The 19751-nt window shown below is 56.3% G+C and carries 24 protein-coding genes and 1 pseudogene; 3 read left to right on the top strand and 22 right to left on the bottom strand.

Translation table 11 applies throughout. From position 1 onward, the window contains the following. Window positions 1-20: 20 nt before the first annotated feature. Entirely contained in the window at window positions 21-275 is a 255-nt protein-coding gene (locus BUB69_RS03855; RefSeq protein WP_053136465.1) for a helix-turn-helix domain-containing protein, read from the bottom strand. Window positions 276-432: 157 nt separating this feature from the next. Here BUB69_RS03855 and BUB69_RS03850 point away from each other — a divergent pair, with 157 nt between their 5' ends. After that, the gene (locus tag BUB69_RS03850; RefSeq protein WP_073162531.1) at window positions 433-690 is read left to right on the top strand and encodes a LasR-specific antiactivator QslA; all 258 of its coding nucleotides are present in this window, start codon (window positions 433-435) and stop codon (window positions 688-690) included. A gap of 39 nt (window positions 691-729) precedes the next feature. Here the strand turns inward: BUB69_RS03850 and BUB69_RS03845 are convergent, their stop codons facing one another. Genes BUB69_RS03845 through BUB69_RS03805 form a run of 9 tightly spaced genes read right to left on the bottom strand, consistent with a single transcriptional unit; the run spans window position 730 to window position 8200 of the window. Further along, entirely contained in the window at window positions 730-3486 is a 2757-nt protein-coding gene (locus BUB69_RS03845; protein ID WP_053136462.1) for a conjugative transfer ATPase, read from the bottom strand. Further along, the gene (locus tag BUB69_RS03840) at window positions 3486-3902 is read right to left on the bottom strand and encodes a TIGR03751 family conjugal transfer lipoprotein (protein WP_073162528.1); all 417 of its coding nucleotides are present in this window, start codon (window positions 3900-3902) and stop codon (window positions 3486-3488) included. The genes BUB69_RS03845 and BUB69_RS03840 overlap by 1 nt, the downstream gene beginning before the upstream one ends. After that, the gene (locus BUB69_RS03835; protein ID WP_053136454.1) at window positions 3865-5382 is read right to left on the bottom strand and encodes a TIGR03752 family integrating conjugative element protein; all 1518 of its coding nucleotides are present in this window, start codon (window positions 5380-5382) and stop codon (window positions 3865-3867) included. Before BUB69_RS03835 ends, BUB69_RS03840 begins: the two co-directional genes overlap by 38 nt. Then, complete coding sequence (locus BUB69_RS03830; protein WP_073162525.1) at window positions 5372-6184, bottom strand: TIGR03749 family integrating conjugative element protein; 813 nt, start codon at window positions 6182-6184, stop codon at window positions 5372-5374. The genes BUB69_RS03835 and BUB69_RS03830 overlap by 11 nt, the downstream gene beginning before the upstream one ends. Continuing rightward, window positions 6181-6822, bottom strand: coding sequence for a PFL_4703 family integrating conjugative element protein (locus BUB69_RS03825; RefSeq protein ID WP_073162522.1), 642 nt, complete (start codon window positions 6820-6822; stop codon window positions 6181-6183). The genes BUB69_RS03830 and BUB69_RS03825 overlap by 4 nt, the downstream gene beginning before the upstream one ends. After that, window positions 6819-7232, bottom strand: coding sequence for a TIGR03750 family conjugal transfer protein (locus tag BUB69_RS03820; RefSeq protein ID WP_053136445.1), 414 nt, complete (start codon window positions 7230-7232; stop codon window positions 6819-6821). Before BUB69_RS03820 ends, BUB69_RS03825 begins: the two co-directional genes overlap by 4 nt. Before the next feature lie 7 nt (window positions 7233-7239). Then, the gene (locus tag BUB69_RS03815; RefSeq protein ID WP_073162520.1) at window positions 7240-7611 is read right to left on the bottom strand and encodes a TIGR03745 family integrating conjugative element membrane protein; all 372 of its coding nucleotides are present in this window, start codon (window positions 7609-7611) and stop codon (window positions 7240-7242) included. Window positions 7612-7628: 17 nt separating this feature from the next. Continuing rightward, a complete protein-coding gene (locus tag BUB69_RS03810) occupies window positions 7629-7868 on the bottom strand; it encodes a TIGR03758 family integrating conjugative element protein (RefSeq protein WP_073162517.1) in 240 nt (79 codons plus the stop codon). Beyond that, a complete protein-coding gene (locus tag BUB69_RS03805) occupies window positions 7865-8200 on the bottom strand; it encodes an integrative conjugative element protein, RAQPRD family (protein ID WP_073162514.1) in 336 nt (111 codons plus the stop codon). The genes BUB69_RS03810 and BUB69_RS03805 overlap by 4 nt, the downstream gene beginning before the upstream one ends. Before the next feature lie 210 nt (window positions 8201-8410). Between BUB69_RS03805 and BUB69_RS03800 the strand changes: the two genes are divergently transcribed. Beyond that, a complete protein-coding gene (locus BUB69_RS03800; protein ID WP_073162512.1) occupies window positions 8411-9580 on the top strand; it encodes a hypothetical protein in 1170 nt (389 codons plus the stop codon). Between the two features lie 77 nt (window positions 9581-9657). Here BUB69_RS03800 and BUB69_RS03795 read toward each other — a convergent pair whose 3' ends face one another. From BUB69_RS03795 to BUB69_RS03740, 12 genes and pseudogenes are all read right to left on the bottom strand, one after another. After that, entirely contained in the window at window positions 9658-10389 is a 732-nt protein-coding gene (locus BUB69_RS03795; protein WP_073162510.1) for a TIGR03747 family integrating conjugative element membrane protein, read from the bottom strand. A 91-nt stretch (window positions 10390-10480) separates the two neighbouring features. Next, the gene (traD, locus tag BUB69_RS03790) at window positions 10481-12586 is read right to left on the bottom strand and encodes a type IV conjugative transfer system coupling protein TraD (RefSeq protein ID WP_073162508.1); all 2106 of its coding nucleotides are present in this window, start codon (window positions 12584-12586) and stop codon (window positions 10481-10483) included. A 9-nt stretch (window positions 12587-12595) separates the two neighbouring features. Continuing rightward, the gene (locus BUB69_RS03785; protein WP_073162506.1) at window positions 12596-13111 is read right to left on the bottom strand and encodes an integrating conjugative element protein; all 516 of its coding nucleotides are present in this window, start codon (window positions 13109-13111) and stop codon (window positions 12596-12598) included. Continuing rightward, entirely contained in the window at window positions 13108-13656 is a 549-nt protein-coding gene (locus tag BUB69_RS03780) for a lysozyme family protein (protein WP_073162504.1), read from the bottom strand. Before BUB69_RS03780 ends, BUB69_RS03785 begins: the two co-directional genes overlap by 4 nt. Further along, complete coding sequence (locus tag BUB69_RS03775; protein ID WP_073162503.1) at window positions 13638-14357, bottom strand: TIGR03759 family integrating conjugative element protein; 720 nt, start codon at window positions 14355-14357, stop codon at window positions 13638-13640. The genes BUB69_RS03780 and BUB69_RS03775 overlap by 19 nt, the downstream gene beginning before the upstream one ends. A 9-nt stretch (window positions 14358-14366) precedes the next feature. After that, window positions 14367-15038, bottom strand: a complete 672-nt coding sequence (locus BUB69_RS03770; protein WP_073162500.1) for a tropomyosin — start codon at window positions 15036-15038, stop codon at window positions 14367-14369. Next, entirely contained in the window at window positions 15035-15577 is a 543-nt protein-coding gene (pilL2, locus tag BUB69_RS03765) for a PFGI-1 class ICE element type IV pilus protein PilL2 (RefSeq protein ID WP_073162498.1), read from the bottom strand. Before pilL2 ends, BUB69_RS03770 begins: the two co-directional genes overlap by 4 nt. A gap of 94 nt (window positions 15578-15671) precedes the next feature. Then, a pseudogene (locus BUB69_RS03760) lies at window positions 15672-16429 on the bottom strand (DUF5983 family protein). Between the two features lie 52 nt (window positions 16430-16481). Next, window positions 16482-16976, bottom strand: a complete 495-nt coding sequence (gene radC, locus BUB69_RS03755; protein WP_073162495.1) for a RadC family protein — start codon at window positions 16974-16976, stop codon at window positions 16482-16484. A gap of 120 nt (window positions 16977-17096) precedes the next feature. Beyond that, window positions 17097-17354 carry a hypothetical protein gene (locus BUB69_RS03750; protein WP_073162493.1) on the bottom strand — a complete coding sequence of 86 codons (258 nt, stop codon included), beginning with the start codon at window positions 17352-17354 and terminating at the stop codon, window positions 17097-17099. Window positions 17355-17425: 71 nt separating this feature from the next. Further along, window positions 17426-18007 carry an STY4534 family ICE replication protein gene (locus BUB69_RS03745; protein WP_073162491.1) on the bottom strand — a complete coding sequence of 194 codons (582 nt, stop codon included), beginning with the start codon at window positions 18005-18007 and terminating at the stop codon, window positions 17426-17428. A 911-nt stretch (window positions 18008-18918) separates the two neighbouring features. Next, a complete protein-coding gene (locus BUB69_RS03740; RefSeq protein WP_003235829.1) occupies window positions 18919-19260 on the bottom strand; it encodes a helix-turn-helix domain-containing protein in 342 nt (113 codons plus the stop codon). Window positions 19261-19468: 208 nt separating this feature from the next. Between BUB69_RS03740 and BUB69_RS03735 the strand changes: the two genes are divergently transcribed. Continuing rightward, complete coding sequence (locus BUB69_RS03735) at window positions 19469-19726, top strand: hypothetical protein (protein WP_073162488.1); 258 nt, start codon at window positions 19469-19471, stop codon at window positions 19724-19726. Window positions 19727-19751 lie beyond the last annotated feature (25 nt).

Below are 19751 nucleotides of genomic sequence, written 5' to 3'. Positions count from 1 at the left end.
CTTTGTGATACGTAAGACTATTATTTGGCGTGAAGGGAGCTACGCAGTACCTCGGGTTCCACAAGTAACTGATCTGCGGTAATTTCGAAAACGCTCGCGAGCTTACAAAGAACTAACAACGACGGATTGCCCGTGCATCGTTCAATTTGACTAACGTAGGTGCGATCGACCTCGGCCATTAGCGCGAGCTGCTCTTGGGAAAGGTTTTTCACGCGCCGCATCAAGCGGATGTTTTCCGCCAGTTGCAGACGCAGCTGTTCGTAGTCTTGAGTCATGCGCGCAAATTGCGCCTTGAGGGACTCTCAATCCACGGGATATAGTCTGCATTAGGGCTGATCTATGCCATTTGAAGGCTTATGGCTGTAAGCGAGCGCTTAAAAGTTTTCGAAGCTGGACTTTGCGTCTGAAAATAAATCAGAAATTTAGGTGTGTATGGACGAAAACTACGTTTCAATTCCAGCGGCGGATGGTTGCCCAAGTCTTCTGACTCCGTGGGGTAGCGAATTTTCCTCAATGATTGAGCGTGGCGTGCAATGCGCTCAGGCTTGGCTAGATGCGCCCGGCGACGTTCCACTGTGGTGGGAGCTAGCGCAAACACGCAAGACCTTTCCCGCAGGTTGCTGCCAAGACGCTTTTGAGGCTGGATTCTTATTGAGGATTCAGCAGCGGCTTCAAGGAACATCACGATAACCCGCCGTTGGCTTTAGGGCGCGCGCGATCAAAATAGACTCACCTATTCGGGTTTATCCCTCGTGCGCTATCGATCCGTTCAGCTACTCGATACGCTGCTTCCAGTTCTGAGCAGCCGAGGTCCTGCATCAGTGTCCAGCGCTCGGCCTTCTCTTCAGGTTCCGTCATCGCCAGGGCAAGATAAAGGCTGGGTGGTACGGCCCGAAACAGCGTCTCAATTTTTTGAGATAGCACGACCCCTTCAGTGTATTTTCCCGGCTCCTTACCAGCGGAAAGCAGCAAGGCTTTCTGCGCCGGCGTGAGCTTTTTGAACCTTGCGATTTCCTCAATCTCCGCGGGCGGCATATTCAAGCAAATCCACCATTCGATCATGTTGAGCATGGTCTGCGCAGCCGTGGGAAAGTCCGCAAGGTTTTGCGTGGCTAGCCAGAACCAGGCGCCGAGCTTGCGCCACATCTTCGTGCCCTTAACCACGAAAGGCGCCAGCAGCGGATTCTTGGTAATGATATGCCCCTCGTCGGTGACCATGATGATCGGTCGGCCCAAGTACTGGTCGCGCTCGGCGAGGTTGTTTACGGTGTTCATCAGGCTGATGTAGCTAATAGACATCTGAGCCTCATAGCCTTCGCGAGCGTAAGTTGCGAGATCAACGATGGTCACATCGCTCTCCGGCCACGGAGTGCCTTCACGGTCGAAGAGCTCACCCTCGAAGCCCTGGCAAAAGAGATCGATGGACTCGCCCATTTCCTGTGCACGTTCGCGACGCTTTTCCGGTAAGCGCGAGTCCTTGGCGACGCGCAGTAAAGCGTTGCGCACATCGCGGGTCAGTACTTGACGGTTCGTTGCGACACAGGTTTGCGCCGCATCGAGAATACACTCACGAATCAAGCTACGATCAGCTCGACTCAGTCGCGCCTCTTCTTTGGCCTCGCCGCCGGTGATCATCAGGCGAGCGGTGATTTCCAACTCGCCGAGCACATCGCGCTGGTCCTCTCGACTGGCGACTGTTTCATCGTCCCACTCATCAATGGAAAGACTCGCCACTTGATCCGGTTGTTTGACCAGGCGCCAGGCATCGCCGAATGGGGCGAGACTGACCGGGGCACCAGGTTTCAATTGGACCTTGTTGATCGACAAGCCCTGGGTCGCGAAGTAGTCACCCTGCAGGCCGAACGAGTTGCCAGCCTCTACGATAAATAGGCGAGGGCGGTATATAGCCATGATCTGCATCAACAAGGTGACTAGGGTCGCTGACTTGCCGGCGCCGGTGGGGCCGAATAACAGCAGGTGGCCGTTCATTGCCCTGTCTAAACGTGACAACGGATCAAAGCTCAAAGGCGACCCACCACGATTAAACAGCGTAATACCCGGGTGGCCGGTGCCAATGCTGCGTCCCCAGACTGGAACGAGGTTTGCCAGGTGTTGGACGAACATCAGACGTGTGTACCAGTTACGTGTGTCGCGGGCTGGGTTGTAAGCCATCGGTAACCAACGCAGGTAGCTGTTGCAGGCCGCGACTTCATCGCCTTCGCGTACCGGCTGCAGGCCCGCACCCAGCAGCGCATTGGCTAGGCTGACCGAGCGCTGGCGCAGTTGCTGTTCATCGTAACCGCGCACGTAAAACGCCATCGTGCCGCGGTACAGCTTGTGCTGACGGCCGATGATCGCACGAGCCTCTTCAACATCCTGACGGGCTTGGGTCGAGGCAAGGTTTTCACCGATCGCTTTGCGGGCTAAACGGTTCAACTGATCCTCGAGTACATCCTGCGGTTTGACCACCAAGGTCAGGCTCATCACCGTGCCTTCGGGTAGCTGGTCGAAAAGGGCATTCACCGCGTCGCCCTTGCGGATTTCGCCAGTGAGTTGACCAATCAATGGCGCCCGGCGCAGCTTGTCCACGACCATTACCCGGTGGGGGTGATCATCAAAAAGCCAGAGTCCATGCTGCACGTTCGAACGCGGTTCGTTAAAGAACAACCGTTCGGCAAAGTCATGATCGAAAGGTAGTTCCAGCGACTCGCTCTCGTCAGACCCCGGATAGGCCACGCGGCGGTAAAAGTCTTCGGGCGATTCATCTGTGAGCTTGGGGGCTGGATTGAACCAGGGCAACAACCATGCATACAAACCTCGGCCATCGACTCGCGTCGATTGCACCCCGCACGCCTGCAACGAAACAGCGACACGTTCGCAAGTTTGTTGCAGCGATTGCACTGGGTTGAGTCCCGCCTCCTCACCGTCAGACTCAAGCCAGCGATAGATCACCAATCGCACCCGACGGTTGTTTCCTCGCCAGGGCAGGCGCGTGATTGCCTTATCTTCGAACAGGCCGCCAGGCTTGGAGATGGCTTTCAGATGTCGGCGAATAAGTTCCAGGTATGCTTCGGTGAAAACTGTGCCTCGGGCGCTGTCCTGAATATAATCTGTTAGCCAAGTCAGATAGGGGGTGAAGTCATTGTCGTCCTGGCAGAAAAACTGCGCCACCCAAGGCGCTTGATCCAGCTCATCAAAGCTATCCTGCAGGGCATCTTCGAGGGCATCGCGGGCTGCCATTAGCCAATCGGGTTCGCGCCCTTCGGTGCCGATGGGCAGTAGCTCGAAAACCGCACCCACAGAGCGATTGTCATCTAGTAGAAAACACTGCTCGGTTTCGAGGTATTCGACCCACGGCAGATGATCGGTGAAGCTGGGATTGTGCGCATAGAGCGCAGCTTCATCGGCCAGTGTGGCGCGGGCGCGCAATGGGTTGCGCCAGGCTTTCCATGCAGACGTGCAGTTGCCCGTATCGTCGCTACACATTACAGGTTTTCCTGACGTTCACCCGGCAGTGCGTACTGCACCCGTTGGTAGAATGGAAAGACGGTCGAGTACCCCGGCACTGGTGCCTGCTCGGTACCACTCAGATGCGGATACACGTACATCACCAAATCAGGATTGGGCAGGCGAGGGAACAGGTTGCGAATTTCATTCGCTGCTGTACGCGTATACGGTTCCTGGAGCGCAGCGGAGAGATCTGTTTGAGCCAACGGGCGACGCAACTGTTGCCGAGCATCCAACAGTTGCTGTTGAGTACCCTGTGAGCCGGCGCCGTTCCAGATGTCCAGCATGGTTTGCTCGCCATGCGGCAAAAGTGTGTCCTTGTCGGTGGAACACCCCGTCAGGACCCAGCAGAGCAAGCTAATCCAGATCAGATAGAGACGTAGGATCTTTTTCATGGCGAACGCTCCGGCCCTTGGGCTCGTAGTCGATGGTGATCTCATGGTCGAGGTGTAGGGCGACCTGTGCTGCAGGTGGTACATACACGGCAGCAAAGGCTTCGCCATACAGTTTGTTGACCCACTCGCGAATGTCGCTGACCCCACCACTGAGAATTGAGTTCAGTGTGCTATTGCCACTGCTGCTGGTGACCCCGAAGGCACTGCCGCCAGAGCTGATCACGCTGCTGTTGTTTTGCTCATTCCCGAGCAAGGCAGCGACACCCGCGCCGGCAGCAGTGATCAGGCTCTGGCTACCGAGGTACTGCTGGGCGTTCGAGCGGCGGTCGCCGGCGATGCAGGGAATGCCATACGGATCGGAGAGGTAACCGAGTCCACCGCGGATCTTGTCGGTGTTTGAGCTCTGGGTGGTGGAGACATTGCGGCTGGATACCGCTTTCGGCTGAGGCACCGTGCGGATGGTGCCATCGGTAAACACAAAAGTGATCGACTCGACCTGTCCGCGTACGCATGACAGGGTCCAGTCACCGGACGCCGTGCCGCTCATCACAGCCCCCGCGACGTCTGGCAGGTCGATGCCGTTGGCCGTCAGGTTTTCCGGACCGACCAGCACCTTGAAGGGATAGGGATCATTCACGGTGCCATCCACCGGGACTCGGCCAATCAGCGCGGTCATGGCGACCGAGCCCATCAATGTCGCATTTTCGGGAATGGTGTAGACCGGCTTCGCACCTTCGGTACGATCACCGGATCGCGTCAGGTCACGCTCACCCTTGGTGACCTCGCGTAACTGCTTTTGGCTGCGGTCGATGGCATTGTCCTTCAAGCCCTCGAGCGAGTTGAAGGCATTAGGCAGACTCGGTGCGGAAGAGGTCTTGGTTTTGCCTCGGGCTTCGGTGGAGGGAGCATCCGAGGGTTCAATCCACTGCAGCGCATCGTTGGCAGAATGCCGCCCTTCGAACTGGTCCCCATCGCCCGGTTCAAGCCCCAGTCCGATCGGCATATCCTTGCTTTTGCCGGTCAGCCCCGACAACTGTTCCTGCAATTGCGTCAGCAGACCGCGAGCCTGACGACTGTCTTGTTCCGCTTTGAGGCGTGCTTCATTGGCTTGTCGGCGGCCTTCGTCTACCTGCTGGGTCACACTGCCAAGTGCCGTCTGAATACGCGAGTCGACGCTGTTTTCCCGCTCACGTAGACGGTTGTTTTCCGTTTGCAGTGAATCATTGTGTTTCTTCAAACCGAGCATGTCGCTGCGCATGGCCTTCACTTGGCCTACCAAGGTGGCGACCGTGTCGCGTGGGGTATCGCCCGCAATGCCGAGCGACTTGGCTTGCTCGGCAGATAATTGAATATCGCCCTGATCAACTGGGTGCTCTGGAGAAGGCGTACTGCCTCCCGCGACCCAGCTTTTCATGATGATCAGCACTACGCCCAGCAGCGCAGCTGGTACTAGCCATTTGAGCAAGGCGTTAGCCTTCATCGTCAGCACCTCGCGCAACGGGCGGAAGCATCAGGGCGTGTTCGAGGCCGGCACCGCGCGTGATGAGGTAGGCAATAGTGGTGTCTTCCGCACTGCCGACCGGCCCGAGGAAAGCATGCTGGAAGGTCGCGGCGAACAGCGTGGCCTGAAGCCGACGTGGATCGAGTTGCACCGTCTCTGAACCACGATTGCGCAACTTCACCACCGTCACCCAGTAATCACCGAGTCGCCAGGCGGCGGTGGGCGTACTGGACACGTTTTCGCTCGGCAACAGGGTCGGCAGTACGCTGCGCAGCTTGAGTGGGACGCGGCGGACGCCGGGTAGGGATTCTACGGTGCGCAGCGGCGCGTACAGGCTCTGTGCGGCATAGCGGGTCAACGCGACCGGGATCGGCGTACGTTCTTGAACAGGGGCGGTGCTCGATTCAGTCTCGGCAGCCTGCACCGGAGCATGCTTGAGAATACGCACCGGCTCCAGCGGTTGATCGCCAGGCGTGGCCGCGATATCCAGCAGGATGATCTCACCCGTCGCGACTGATTGCAGTTGCAGTCGGGTCGGGGCAATGGCTTCCGACGCGCGCAGGTACAGCGTGCCGCCGGTGGATTGCACGCGCAGCTTGCCCGTCAAGTTTGAGGGCACGCCGACGCGAACAGCCTCATCGACAAATACCACTCGCTCCTGATTGATCACCAGCGGGACCGCGAGGGGGAGGCGTTCCCAATGCATCAGCTCGACGGCCTGTGCCGCGACTCCCCACAGCGTTAGTGCGACGGTGAGTCCCAGGGTCGACATCCGCTTCATGGTTCACCTCCAGGCAGGAAGATTTTTTGCGGAGTGCCCTGGTAGCAGTCCAGAGCCAGCCCCCACTTGTTGCGCTCGGGATCCAGGTCAAAACGCACCACGCGCAATGGATAGCGCACCACCACCCGTTTTACCGGTTCGGCGGCGTAATACTCATCGGCGTTGAGGTCGAGCGTGACCAGCCAGCTGTCGCGGTCGAGTTGCTTGACCCTGAGTTCCGGATCTTCGCTGTAGCCACGGCCCAGAATTTCGTAGACGCCACGCACCCGCTGGCGCAACTCGCCGGCGGCCTTGCGGTACTCGTAGTCTCCGTCGAGGAAGGCCTTGCAGGCAGGTGTCAGGTAGGACTGCAAGCCATAGATGGCGCGGCGATAATCCTGCTCGCCATCCGAGGGCCAGCGGTTGAGTTGGCCAAAGATGTACAGGGCAAAGGCATACACATTCTCTGGGGGGACATCCCACCACTTGCGCGTGCTGCCCGCGCGCAGATCAGGGGGGACATGCACGGTCAGATCGGTCGGTGCTGAGCGCCAGCCATACCATAGCCCGGCGCTTAGTAGAGCGAGCATCACTATCGCCAAACGCAGGCTGAAGATATGTGCCTGTTGGGCATCGACCTTGTTTCGAAATCGACTCATGGCTGCCACCGGGACAGGGCGTGGCCAAGTCGACGCGAACGGCGAACTGTCCAGGCGCCGGAGTGGAGAATCAAACTTCCACGCCCCAGGCGCCAACGGCTGGCGAGTATCCATTCGAGCTTGCGGTACAACCAGGTCTCGGGACGAGCACGTTTGGCCCGACGCAGTAGCGTGCCCCCGACCAATAACACCACTGTCATGCCTGCGATCATGCTGGTGGGCGCCACGGCAATCGAGGCGGTGGCGATCGCCAGAGGAACGCCGACCAGGAGGCCAATGACGGCGCCTGTGCCTAGGGCTACCCACATTTCATCATTGGTTAAACCGCGCAATACGGCTGGATCACGATTGAGTCGCTCCGGCAGAAAGGCCACGGTGCCGTCGGCAAGGCGTTCGATAGTGTCGTTCATGTCGACCTCACAGAATCGCGGCAGCCTTGGTGAGAAACCAGATGATGATCACCACCAACAGGGCGCCGATACCGACTACCGCGCCGAGGTCTTTCCAGGTCTTGCGCTGGTTTTGGACGTCGGCAAATACGGTCAGGGAATGCCAAGCCACGCCGAGAAACGCGAGAAGGGCAATCAGCAGGCCTAGTAGAATGCCGGCGTCGTAGGCGTAGTTTTTGATCGTTTCGATCAATCCGGAACCTTCGCCTCGGGAAGGCGCCTCCATGGTCGGTAGCTCGGCAAAAGCTAGGCCTGGACCAAGGACCAGCATCAGACCTATCAAGCATTGGTTTGCACGATCACGCAGGTTGTTTTTGAGAGGGACAAGGCACTTGAGCATGATGGCGATCTCCGATGTTAGGACAGGGTGAAGAACATCAAAATCAGCAAGGCGAGCAGTACGCGCGCAGCGCTGCCGCCAAAGGCACCAAAGCGCACGCTTCCTGTCGCCCAGCCCCGGTAGGCCGTCCACATCACCCAGGCACACCACAGCAAAGCAAGGACGAGAACCAGGGAAAGCCACAGTGTCGAGCTGCTCTGTGCCGAAAAGCCGGAGGCGTTTTGGAAGGCCGCGATCTGAGCGTCAGTCATACTCATGGCGAAGGCTTCGCAGACGGGGTATCAAGTCGGTAATCACCGACCATTTCACGGGGATCGCGAGGTTGAGCGCGAGAGGGGGACAAATAGCCCTGTACACCTTGACGAATGCGCTGGATGTCATGAATTAGACGGGGATAGTCGAAGCGATATCGTTCGGACGTGTCTGGCGTATTGGTTATATTTGCGCGATTCGCGATGTGCTCAGTAACCTCAAGCTGTTTTTGGATGAGCTCCATATCAACCGGTTCTTGAATGGGTGTTGCGTTGGCGCAGTTGCACGCTACCAACAATATGGAAATCAGAAGGCTAGAGATGAAGGGCGTAAGCATGGCGATTGGCTCTGGATTCTCACGTTCAGGATTGTGAAAATGACCAGTTAAATCCCTAGAAAAACTGAAGCAGAGACAATCGTTTTTGAGGGCGATTGACCTCTTGGGTATTCTTGATTGGCACGGTCCACATGCGCCGACGGTAGGGTTACACCGAGGGGCTACCCCCTCAGTTTTGAACATGAGCTTGTTTTTTAGGGAGCAGTTTTTATGCAATGGCTTTATCTGTTTATAAAACCATATTATTGGATATCGTTCATTGCCTCTTACGGGGTGGCACAGAACCTAGAAGGAATCGGTTGGTTTGGTTATTTTAATGACATATACGAGCCAGGTATACCGTACCCGCTGTTGAATCTTAGTCCCGTCGCGGGCGTAAAAATAATTTCTTTGTTTTTCTTTATGTTCCTTGTTTTAGTGGGCCTTGTATTTGTCAGAGGGGCTTATGTTCTAGGGCGTAAGCCGGGCACCGCGGGCTTGTTGATCGTGCTTTTTCCTGGATTTTTATCACTGGCCGGATTCGCACCGAGTTGGTGGTTGCTTATTCCTGAGGACTTTAATCTGGGGTCGGGGTATATAGGTGGCTTTTGGAACAGTGGGATAAATTTTTTAATTGCATTTGTCTTGGGTTGGTCGATTATTTTAATTTTTGCGAATTTTTTTAAGAGTCCGAAATTTAAGCATGGCTATGACCATCTGTGGTGCATGCTAAGCCTGGTGGGATGCATGTATTTGGTGGTTGACTCTCAAGCAAAGTTTGATCGTGACCAAATGGTAGATACCAATAAATTGCTGGGTGACTATTTGCGGTTTTATAAAGATCGGTATCAAGATTTGAAGGAGAGCTGTCTAACCGATACCTCATTTTCAGCGGCTGAAAATGCAGTCTGTAAATCCGCTGTCAAAGTGTATTCGATATTATCGATCAACAGCGTCGGGGATGAGCCGGAATTGAGACGCTACGGAGATTCCTGGTTGCAATCATTACCAGGCCCCGATGCCATAGCCAGAATAAATGCTTATTTTTGCTCTCGTGCCAATAATAGCGGCGCGTGCCATGAAACACCTACTCATCTAATGATAAATAGTCAGGAGTTTGGGAGCAAAGATTACATTCCACTGACTGCCCATGGGGAGCGTGTACGTAAGCTCTATGAAAAACTTGGAAGGTTAGTGGATAAGGTTAAACTGAGTCGAGAACACGAAAATCTGAAGTATTTTCTCTTTTGTATTATTTCTTTTCTTGCCGGTGGCAAGGCTGCAACAGCGTCATTATCAATAATAGGAGAGGGTAACATGAAGTCGCGCTCTTGGTTGTTGCGCGCGATGAGAGTAATATTTTTTAAATGGTGGTTTCTCATAAAGCTGAGAGCTTGCTAAGTGGCATATCATTCTGGCTTTTGGCTCTCTTGGATAGATATGCTGCTAGTTGCTTGGTTGAGCTTCAGGTGATTTGTTTAGATGTATTTTTTGAATGTGGTTGTTGTCAATGCGGTGGCTGCCCCGAGTATCACGGCGCAAGGGATAAAAACGGCCGGCGGATTGAGTGTAATGGGTAATGATAGGTAAACGATCCAGGGCAGAGTCAATAGCGGTACCACAGTCCGTTTTGCACGGTGATAAACAAAACTACTTTCCCGACCTGCGCCAAATTTGCGCAGGTCGCGGCGTATCAGACCATCGATAAAACCAGTAAACATGGCCATCAGAAACAGGGGGGCGGCCAGGACCAGAATGGTCAGGCGCACCACGTAGGTAAAGATCACATAAACTGCGGCCAGTACGAAGTCCTCAATGCTCACGTAGAGCTGGTTGATCCAGCTCGAGAAGCCGTTGCCTTGGTTCGACACCCTCGCCTGCCGGGCAAAATCCGCAAAACCGGTCTTAACCAATAACCATTGATTTAGAAAATCCAGCCACTGGACAATCGTCTGCCCAGGTTGTTGGAGGATGAGAGAAGATTTGAAGTGCTCGCTGAACCAGCCCAGCTCGCTACTCAACACGGTTTCGCTGTGACGCCAACCCTGATCGCCCCAGATTAGCAGCAAACCGGCGAACTCGATGAGGACCGAGAACAGCAACGAGGCCATCAGCACACCGATGATGCGCAGAGCCAGGCTGGTTGCCGAGATAATCAATCCCGGACGCTGGATCGGTTGTGGTGGCTGTTTCTGAGCGAAAGTCGCCATCGTTCACTCCATTACGCTCTGCAGATTTTGATTTAGGTATGACTCCTGCCGAGTGCGTATTTGCTTAATCGAAACCTGTGGTGGGGCCGGGCTACCCCACCTGATCCAAATCGAAGTTGGTAGTTGGGCCGCCACCACTGGCGCTCCACCACTGCCCCGCCTGCGCGTTGTAGGCCGCCCGCATCCGTTGAGTTAATTCCTGCAGGTCCTTGGGCATGGCATCGTCGTTGGAGGGTTTTGGCAACGGCATGCGGACTTTCCAGAGCTGCCCCCCGGCCTGGAAGGAGAACATTTGCCCCTTGGGCAAGCTGACGATGTGAGCAGGCTCGATCAGCGGCACGCTGGTGCTGCTGACACGGTCCTGTGAGGACGAGGTGAAGTCCGTGTTGGCCTCCGGATCGGAGGTGTCGGTTGCACCCGAGACCAAGGTTTTGGTGAGCACATTAACCTTGGGCAACTGCTGGGTGAGCAGTTCCGCGGTTGCGGTTTCCCGCACCCGCAGCATCTGTAGGGTGTTGAAGTTGCCGACCACTTGGCCGGCCTTGGCCCGGTTGCCGATTCGTGCTTCGATATCGCTGAGGGTTTGGGTGTAGGCGGTTACCTGGATACCGGCACCGCCCCCCTTGTTGATCAGCGGAATGAACTCATCGCCCATCAACTCGTTGAACTCATCGGCATGCAGGTTGATTGGAAGTTTGTCACCAGCGTTGCCAGATTGAGGCAGCCCATGGTCAATGCCATGTTTGTAGATATGTCCCGCGACCGAGACCAAGTCGGCGAACATTGAATTGCCCACGGCGGCGGCCACTTCGGCATCAGTCAGCGCATCGAGGCCAACGTAGACGATGCCGCGTTTTCGGATGATCTGCATCCAATCGAAGATTGGCCGCGGATCATCTAAATCGGTGTAGTTGGGCGCCAGTAGCTGGGCGGTCTTGCCGGTGGTAAGTTTCTCCAGCAGCGGCAGTAGCGAGGCAACGATTTTGTCGAAGTAAGTACGGTCATATCGCACCGCCGATCGCAGTCCGTCCATGACTGGATCAAATACCCGTTTGGCCGCCAGGTACTGCTCGATGGCCACCACACGCTTTTCGCGTCCCACCATATGCCGGGGAATGTTTTTCTCGTTGAGCTTGCCTTCAAGTTGGACAATCACCTCCCAGGCCTTCGGGTCGGTCTTGGCGAAAAACTGCTGAGCGTATTCGATGAACAGCGCATCGATATTGACCACATGTCGCTGGATCTGCAGGTAGTCCGGACGTCGACCCAACTCGATCAAAGCCCGGGCAATGATGTTGACGAAGCGCCAGGCGAACTCACGGAAGGCCGCCGAGTTACCTTCACCGCTGAGCTGCCCGGCGATACGCGACGCCACTTCCGAAATGCGCCCGAAACGTCCTACGGCGTTGTAACGCGCGGAGATCTCTGGCCAGCCTAGATGGAAAACATAGAATTCCTTTTCCCTACCGGCGCGTTTGGCTTCGACGTACATGCGCTTGAGCAGGTCGGCATCACCCTTCGGATCGAAGACAATCACTACCTCGTGTTCGACGCGGTGAATGTCCTGGGTGATGTACACCTCGGCGAGTCGCGTCTTGCCGACGCGAGTAGTGCCTAGCACCAGGGTGTGTCCGACGCGTTCGCCCAATGGTAGACTGACTTCCGTCTCATCGGGCTCGACCCCATGCAACAGTGGCGAGCCACCTACCGGGGGCAAAGGGCGCAAGGGATTGAAGGCACTGTCCCAGGCGGTGACACGGGCCAATGTCGAGAGCGGGAACGGTGCATGCTCCAGGCGCCGTTCGAGTCCACGGGCCAGACGGTAACAGGTAGGTTGGTCGACATAGTGGGCGACCGCCGGATCCTGGGCCTCGACCAGGCGCTGGGTGTGCAGGCGGGTCCAACGAAATCCGCGGCCCATGAACAGACGCTTGCGGCTGATCGGAATCTGTCGACTGGTCAGCTCGTAACGGGGCAGCCGACGGATATTGCGCCGATAGCGCAGCACCTCCCAGGCTTGTCGAAGCCGAATAAGGCCGAACAGGGCATAGGCCAGCGCCGCAACCAGCCCGATCTCGGGTGACAGGGCCACAGCCCAGGGCGAGTACACGCACAACACCGCGGCGGCGATGCAGATCGCTACGGTGTACAACTCCACCGCCGGCCGGAGCTTGGACTCCATCGCATGTTCGGCCATGACCTGGACTCATTGTTCCAGTGAGGTGGCGGTGATCAAGACGGGGTAGTGCTCGATCTGCAAGCGGGTGGCGATGTCGTTACCGTTGACCGGCAGGATGGTGATGCCCGGGGCGGCTGCTCGAATCCGGATCAAAGCTTCGGCATCGGTTACTTCAACCGCTAGACCAGCCGCGCCCATTTCCTGCAATTCAGTCGCGCGTTGACGCAACCAAGCCAGTGAGTGGGGATCCTCACCGACCAGGAAAAATGGCCGTAAGCCCGGCATGTTCAAGGCGCGAGGCGTGATTTGGCCGGGGCTCAAGAGAGAGCTGCGGACGGGTAGTAACCAGGTTTCATCGGCAAAAATGGACAGGTCCGCATGCATGGCCCGATCAGGCTGGAGATTGTTGTTCATGGGCGGCCTGGCAACTTGAAAATGGGGACGGGTGAAGCCGCCAAACTGGTCCTCTGCAACGGATTGTTTCGACTGGGCGAAAGCAGCCAAGAGCAGGAGGAAGTAATAGGCAATAGGAATTCGTTTCATGGTGGTGTGCCTTGTTCAGCGAAAGCCTGTAGCCGTGCGAGTTGCCGGGAGAATCCATCGCGGTAGCGCGCGGCGGGTAAACCTCCCGCAGGGCGGTGATAACGCCCTGCGGCTGAAACCCAATTACCGGTGGCGGCGTGATGCTCATGTAACAACGCGGCGGTCACGGCGAGATTTCGGTAGGGATCAAGGGCTTCGCAGGGACTGGAAAAACGTTGCTCGTGGGAACCTAGGTTGGTTTGTCCAAGGCCGACGTCGACCCGTTTGGCGTCATGCCGGGCGAGTGCCTTAAGCAATGCGTTACAGGCGGCCTGGCGCGTGGCGAAGCGATAGGGTGTTCCGGCGATGTTAAGGGTCCAGGGCCAGGGCAGCAGTCGACCACGGACATGGATACCACTCTCCTGCAAGGTAATTGCGAACAGCACCGTAGGCGGGATGTTGGCGTCATGCGCCGCCAATTGATACGCCGGAGGCGGAAGTTCGTCAGCCTGGACTGCGAGCATCGTCAACATGAGCGCAAGACCACTCAGTTTAGGCGTTGCCATTGTCCGTTCACCTGTTGAAATGTGGTGGGCAATGGTCCTGGGGCACCCAGGCTAAACCAGCGACCACTGTCATGGTTCAGGGTGATCTGCCGGCGTTGAACCTTGGCCGGATCGATGTCTGCCTGGCGAGCCCAGCTGCGGACGCGTTCATCCTCGCCTTGGCTGCCCACCAGGTAGATATCGAACGCCGTGTCACTGTTCTGCAAACGTTGTGCTTCAGCGGTGCATGCAGGGCAGCGGTCCTCTACAAACAGGGCTGGGCGCGGGGCGACTGATGAGCTGGTAGGGGGCGAAGATGCCATGCCCTGGATCGGCAGCAGCCCGGGAAACAGCTTGGTCCAGGCCGCGGTGTAAGCGTCTTGGTAGGCCAATTCACGCTCGGCGCGTTTGGCTTCCAGTGCTACCTGTAATTCGGCATAGCGCTGGCGTTCTTGGTCGGTCTGGGCCTCAACCCCGAGGGCGGTCAACGGATCGAGGTTCGGGCTCCAGAAACCGCGTGAGCCGGCTTGGATCTGTTCGAAGTGTGTCCACTCCTGCTCCGTGAGCCCCCAGCTTGCGGCCTGTTCAGAGTGCGAGTGTCCCAGCGGAGTGGATTGTGTGTCCTGGATCCGTGACCGTGTCGTGGCAGGGGTGCCCATCGCAGTGCCTATGGCCAGTAGCGACGCGAGACAAACGACGGGGAGTAGTGGCACTCTGTTCATGATCGCTTCTCAAGGGAGTTGCACGGTCTGATCTGGCTGAGCGGCCACCGAGAAGATGGCTGAGTGCGGCTCAAGCACTTTCAGGTGCCAGGCTCCGAACTGCTCGCCGGCATGCAGCAGCCGAATATCTATGAGAGAGCTACTGTCATGAGGTGCGACTGCCAAAAAGCGCTCACCCCCGCGGGACTCGACACCCAACACTGAGAACGGTGGCGATAGCGGGACGGGTTTTGGGCGAGCCGTCTTTTTCGGCTTGTTCGCGGAAGAGGTTGGCGGTGGGAGGGTTGGCTGAGTCTTGAGCTCCAGTAGCTGCTGTTCGACGTGCTCAAAGCGTCCGCTTAGAGCTGTCAGGTCTTTCACGGTGGCGCGGTCTGCCAGACCGTCGCGCATCTCCTGTATCTCTTGCGCCCACTGATCCAGCATCGGATCGAGGGTATTGGCCTGTTGTTCACCGGTATCGACCATCTGCTTCAAGTCTTTCAGCGCGTACTGCAGTTTCTCCTGTGCGTCCTTGAGCGCGCTTAAATTACGTTGCAAGGTGTCCAAAGTTTGTAGGCGATTGGTGTTCGTACTCTGTAGCTCTGCCATGCGCTGATACTGGTTAAACAAACCGCCGCTCAGCCCGGCGACTGCCAGGTAAAGTAAGCCAACAATGATGGTTTGAAACGTCGAGGCTTTCATGGACGTGCCTCCGCCTGATGGGACGAGTCTGGTGTAGCCCGCACGATGCCGACATCAGCTTTCTGCTGTTCGAAGCAGACCGAACGGCTGACCTCATCGGTCGTGAGTTGCCAGGCGGAGCCCGCCAGTACCTGTAGTGCGCTGCGTAACGCAATCGGGCCGAGCCGGTAATGGGCAGCGGGCAGAGGCCGAGTGAAAAGTGTCTTTACTGGTTCGGTGGTAGGGCAGAGCGAATAACCCGAGCGCTGCAACACGTAGTGCATCGCCTCCTGTACCGAGGGATTAAGGTTGGACGGTATGCTCAGATCAATTATTTGAGCGAGAAGATCACGTTGCTCCGTAGTGGGCTCTGTACTCACCAGGGTATAGCGACCATAACGGATCTCCGCCGGATGGTTTGCTTCGGCCGGGCTCCTCGATAATTGGGTCCGATTGGAGCCACTGTCGATCTTTGGATTAGTCGGCAATGGGGTTGGAATTTGCGCGCTGCAGGCACTCAAAAAAACCAGCAGACAGACAGGCGTAAAAAAACGCTCCATGAAAAAAACCTCATGTCAGATTCAGTACAGAACCTGACATGAGGTGAAGGAGCGATTCAGTGAGAAATCCGATTTATGGCAGGTCGTGTTAACGCTAAATACTTTGCTCTGCATCATAGATAGCTAGTCCATCCAAGACAGCAGCGTCGGGGTCGAAGATCAACAATCGCACATCCGCCAATGCCGCCATATACAGTACGTTGGCCAAGGCTGCCGGCGTACCAGCATCGAGTTGCTCTTGCCTCAGCGATGAATAAGAACAGCCCTCGATTTTTAACAGGTTATCGTCTGTCCAGGGCGTGCCGATCAGCTACACCCGATGCCATTGCAGTCCTTCAGGACAAAGGGTTCGAACAGCAGCCCGGTTGGGCTAGAGTAGAAATAGCCCGCCCGGTGTTCCAAGTAGCGCAATGCTTCTTCAGTGAGGTGTGCGGTACTGATCTCCCAAGCTCGGCTGTAGTGTCCAGTCTCGAAACTCAAGCGAAGGACCACGGACTTGGCTTCTTTCAAGGAGTCAAAGTCCGCGACGTGGCACTGCTCGTTGAACACTTCGCCTATTACGGCATAGACCACCTGGTGCACCAGTCCGTTGGACGGGCAGCAACCATCCAATTCATTCAGAATGGATTGGCCTTCGCTGATCAAGGCGAAATCATCATTGAAGATGCAGGGGACCAGTTGCAACGTATCGTCGGGCAGATGCGCCTGGGAGTCGTGCATAGGCCGAAAGCAGGGAGGACAACCGTCCTCGTAGGCGATCATTAACAGCCGTTCGATATAAAGTTTGTCGTAGCCGCGAGTAAATGGATTTGAGGCGATCAGCAGGGCGGTGGCTTGGTGTGTGGGGTTCATGACCGTGCTCCAGAATGAAAATGACTAAGGCGCCCGTAGGCGCCTGTGAGGGTTAAAGCCAGCCGTATTCGGCAAGGGAGAGCGGGCGACCTTCACCCACGATGAAGTGATCCAGTACGCACACGTCGATCAAGGCCAAGGCCTCTTTCAACCGAGCGGTCAAGACGCGATCCGCCTGGCTGGGTTCCGTACACCCTGAGGGGTGGTTGTGAACAAAAATGGCGGCCGCAGCGTTATGCGCGAGGGAACGCTTAACGACTTGGCGGGGGTAAACGCTGGCGCCATCAATGCTGCCGTGAAAGAGGATTTCGAACGCCAGCACCCGGTGCTGGGCGTCAAAAAAAATCACACCAAAGACTTCATGGTCTTGGTGCGCAAGACGCAGTTTTAGGTAAGCCGCTACGGTGTCCGGCGACGTCAGGATAGGCCCGCGGACGAAAAGCCGACGATCCAGAATATGCAGCGCTTCGTCGATCAGCTGGTTTTCGTGGACAATGCGATCTGCCTCGGAATCCGAGGTCTCAATCAGTTTGAGTGGTGTGCTCATGGCGCTACCTCCGAAGGGAATAATCAGGGGTACACGCCCGAGGGGAGTGGTATCCCCAGGGTGGGTGTAGAGTTGCAGGCGTTTGCAGGCGTTTGCAGGCGTTTGCAGGTGATGTAGGGTTTACAGCCGAGTGTATCGGTGGCGTTGACCGTGTAGAGGTGAACCACAACCGTCGCAAGGCAATGGAGAAAAGCCTCTTATGCCCCAGCCGGTTTCGGGATCGAAGTCGGCACTGATGGGCAATAAACGAACCAGCCTACGGTGTATCGCGGCGATGCGTTGTTCGATCTCATCCGGCGAGTAATACAGCGATAACGTGCTGTAGTCCTCGTAAGCCGCACCGAACAGGCAGTCGTCGCAAAGCCAGAAGGATTCCATATTGGTTCTCCTGTGCTAGTTGAAGAAAAGGCGCTCGATTGAGCGCCTTGATGTAAAACATCATGGATTGTTCAGGCGGACTGAACAGCACGTGTGGCGACACGGCGGGCCGTGCGGGGAGTGGTTGGAGATTCAGGTTCAATCCTGGCCTCTGTAGGGTTGTCGGTATCCTCCGCTTCGGCATCAGCCGACGTTGGAGAGGGTTCATTGATCTGCGCTGGCTCAGCAGGTGCTGTTGCTTCCTGCCTGGCGGGCGCTTTGTATTCGAACTTGCCATTGACCTTGATCCAGTCGATGAACAGCAAACGACCTTTCAAGCTGGCGCCAGGTTGGCCTTGTTTATCGCCTTTCTCATAGAGAAATGGGTCGATCCACAGGTCACCAATACGGAACGACAGCAAGACCTTTTTCTCGGCTCTGACGGCGTCCATATAGAGACGAATCAAGCGGTCAGCTTCGCCACCAGCGACTTTGCAATCAAAGCGGGTGTACTCCACTGCATCGGAGGCACCATGCAAGGCTGCGATATCGCAGGCCATGAATGGCTGACCGCGGCGGACCTGTACTTCACGAACACGGTTGAGGTAGCCGATACCGGCGGTGTGCAGGTTGAAGTAAGAGGTCGCTTCTTGGGATTGGTTGGCGTAGGCCATGGTTGTTCTCCTGTTTCAAGGGAAAACGGCGACGCACAGCCCCTGACGGGAAAGTGAGCCCCCGTCAGGGTGGGTGAGGTGAAGTCGAGCGATGAACGACTCGTCACCGGCAAGCCGATGACCATCAGAATGATGCTTCTGGGGGAATAGCTGTGCAGCAGAGGGACGTCTGCGGTGGTAATCCGAAGGGATGGAGTAGTCGGCATTCATCACCGCTTAAGCGGTAACCGCGCGAGCTTCCGAACGCTGATCGCACTTGGGTAAACCACCACGAACGTGGCGTAGCCTTGAAGGTTTTGGCTACCTGGGCTGGGCTGTCAACGACAGCGAACCACGCCCTTTGTATAAGCCTGTCACAGGGGAGCGTCAAGACGCTACAACCCGATTTTTTTAGGCCGGAATACGGTGGTAGTCACTGGAATTAAGAAAATGAAAAAAAGAAAAGTGGGCCTGGTGGTGTGCCAGGCGAGGAAGAGAAAAACCACCTTTGACGGTCTTACGCAGTCGACAAGCTCCTCGCAAAACTTGGTTGAACTGCGCAATGATTCGCCAACCGACCCTTGTCGTGGCCTGGGTCGGAATATGCTGGCACGCATCCGCGCACAAAGGGTGCCCTGTGTTTCCCCGGTGGGCTCCGGGACTGAATACGATCGCCGAAGCGGATGACCGCTATTGCCGGGTAGAGGCAACAGTGGTCATCCGCCACCACAATCAGGTCGAGCACAGAACGGGAACGAGATCCCGCAGAAGAGGAGGCTCCGAACTCGAAGAGTTTGACCGAGCTGCCCGGAGCTAATCGGTCTTGGGTCGCCGTTGGCGATTATCCGAAGTTACTACAGCAGAGAGGTCAATAAGACGTCAAGCCTGCAGGTCCCCTTCATAGGACACTACATTTAGCACGATAAAAGAGGTCACTTACTGCCGAGATGTGCGGCTAATTGTTCGACGGTTGCCAAGATAAAGGCACGGTCGCTTTCTTTCAGTCCACTCAGCAGACCCGCGATCATCTGACCCTGGTCATTGGGGCGATTACTCGATGCTGTCAGGAGTTCATCCATCCGGCAATCGAAAATATCAGCCAGTTGCATCAGCTTGACCACTGAAAGCTCCACTACACCCCGTTCCAGGCGCGAGATAGCTTCGCTACCGATCCCTAAACGTTCAGCCACCTCTTCCTGAGTCAAATTACGCTCGCTGCGGTGCTTCGCGATCATGCGCCCGATTTGGGCTTGGGTTGGATGTTTATGTGCCAAGTGATGAGTTCTCCAGTTCAACCCGAATGGTTGAGCAAAGACCCGTTGACATGAACATCCTTAAAGGTTGAGTATCGACTCATTGGGTTGTTATAGTGACTGAAACAGCTGAGTATCGCGACGTGGTTTCTGTCCCTTCAGGGATCAGAGTCCAGATTGGTTAGTAAGAGGGACGGTCTGAAAGGACCATGTTGAGGGATGGTTGAACATGGAAGATGAGAGAAAGGACGTCATGGATCTGATTTGGGATCGAACAATGGAGTTGTTCATCAAGATTCATGATTGCCCGGATAACCCCGAACACTTCGAAAGCCTTGTTCTTTGGCTCAACGAAGATCCTGCCCACCTAAAAGCCTTCAACGAGCTGGGGCAGATATGGATTTCGACAGGCATCGCTTTGGCCCGTGAAGTCGGACAACCTTTGATCGACTTGGAGCGGGATCAGGCGCCGCTGATGATGCACTGAGCTGTGCACCAATCCAACGTCCTGT

The organism is Pseudomonas asturiensis, assembly GCF_900143095.1.
Lineage (GTDB): Bacteria > Pseudomonadota > Gammaproteobacteria > Pseudomonadales > Pseudomonadaceae > Aquipseudomonas > Aquipseudomonas asturiensis.
Note: the sequence above shows the minus strand (reverse complement) of the source record. Positions and strands in the feature narration are given on the sequence as shown.

Coding starts and splice junctions, on each gene's coding strand:
- BUB69_RS03820 (WP_053136445.1), bottom strand. CDS start 7,232: ATGAACGACACTATCGAACGCCTTGCCGACGGCACCGTGGCCTTTCTG.
- BUB69_RS03815 (WP_073162520.1), bottom strand. CDS start 7,611: ATGCTCAAGTGCCTTGTCCCTCTCAAAAACAACCTGCGTGATCGTGCA.
- BUB69_RS03745 (WP_073162491.1), bottom strand. CDS start 18,007: ATGGCCTACGCCAACCAATCCCAAGAAGCGACCTCTTACTTCAACCTG.
- BUB69_RS03835 (WP_053136454.1), bottom strand. CDS start 5,382: ATGAAGGCTAACGCCTTGCTCAAATGGCTAGTACCAGCTGCGCTGCTG.
- BUB69_RS03785 (WP_073162506.1), bottom strand. CDS start 13,111: ATGAAACGAATTCCTATTGCCTATTACTTCCTCCTGCTCTTGGCTGCT.
- BUB69_RS03795 (WP_073162510.1), bottom strand. CDS start 10,389: ATGGCGACTTTCGCTCAGAAACAGCCACCACAACCGATCCAGCGTCCG.
- BUB69_RS03770 (WP_073162500.1), bottom strand. CDS start 15,038: ATGAAAGCCTCGACGTTTCAAACCATCATTGTTGGCTTACTTTACCTG.
- BUB69_RS03800 (WP_073162512.1), top strand. CDS start 8,411: ATGCAATGGCTTTATCTGTTTATAAAACCATATTATTGGATATCGTTC.
- BUB69_RS03830 (WP_073162525.1), bottom strand. CDS start 6,184: ATGAAGCGGATGTCGACCCTGGGACTCACCGTCGCACTAACGCTGTGG.
- radC (WP_073162495.1), bottom strand. CDS start 16,976: ATGAGCACACCACTCAAACTGATTGAGACCTCGGATTCCGAGGCAGAT.
- BUB69_RS03780 (WP_073162504.1), bottom strand. CDS start 13,656: ATGGCAACGCCTAAACTGAGTGGTCTTGCGCTCATGTTGACGATGCTC.
- BUB69_RS03825 (WP_073162522.1), bottom strand. CDS start 6,822: ATGAGTCGATTTCGAAACAAGGTCGATGCCCAACAGGCACATATCTTC.
- BUB69_RS03845 (WP_053136462.1), bottom strand. CDS start 3,486: ATGTGTAGCGACGATACGGGCAACTGCACGTCTGCATGGAAAGCCTGG.
- BUB69_RS03850 (WP_073162531.1), top strand. CDS start 433: ATGGACGAAAACTACGTTTCAATTCCAGCGGCGGATGGTTGCCCAAGT.
- BUB69_RS03750 (WP_073162493.1), bottom strand. CDS start 17,354: ATGGAATCCTTCTGGCTTTGCGACGACTGCCTGTTCGGTGCGGCTTAC.
- BUB69_RS03855 (WP_053136465.1), bottom strand. CDS start 275: ATGACTCAAGACTACGAACAGCTGCGTCTGCAACTGGCGGAAAACATC.
- pilL2 (WP_073162498.1), bottom strand. CDS start 15,577: ATGGAGCGTTTTTTTACGCCTGTCTGTCTGCTGGTTTTTTTGAGTGCC.
- BUB69_RS03735 (WP_073162488.1), top strand. CDS start 19,469: ATGGAAGATGAGAGAAAGGACGTCATGGATCTGATTTGGGATCGAACA.
- traD (WP_073162508.1), bottom strand. CDS start 12,586: ATGGCCGAACATGCGATGGAGTCCAAGCTCCGGCCGGCGGTGGAGTTG.
- BUB69_RS03840 (WP_073162528.1), bottom strand. CDS start 3,902: ATGAAAAAGATCCTACGTCTCTATCTGATCTGGATTAGCTTGCTCTGC.
- BUB69_RS03775 (WP_073162503.1), bottom strand. CDS start 14,357: ATGAACAGAGTGCCACTACTCCCCGTCGTTTGTCTCGCGTCGCTACTG.
- BUB69_RS03805 (WP_073162514.1), bottom strand. CDS start 8,200: ATGCTTACGCCCTTCATCTCTAGCCTTCTGATTTCCATATTGTTGGTA.
- BUB69_RS03810 (WP_073162517.1), bottom strand. CDS start 7,868: ATGAGTATGACTGACGCTCAGATCGCGGCCTTCCAAAACGCCTCCGGC.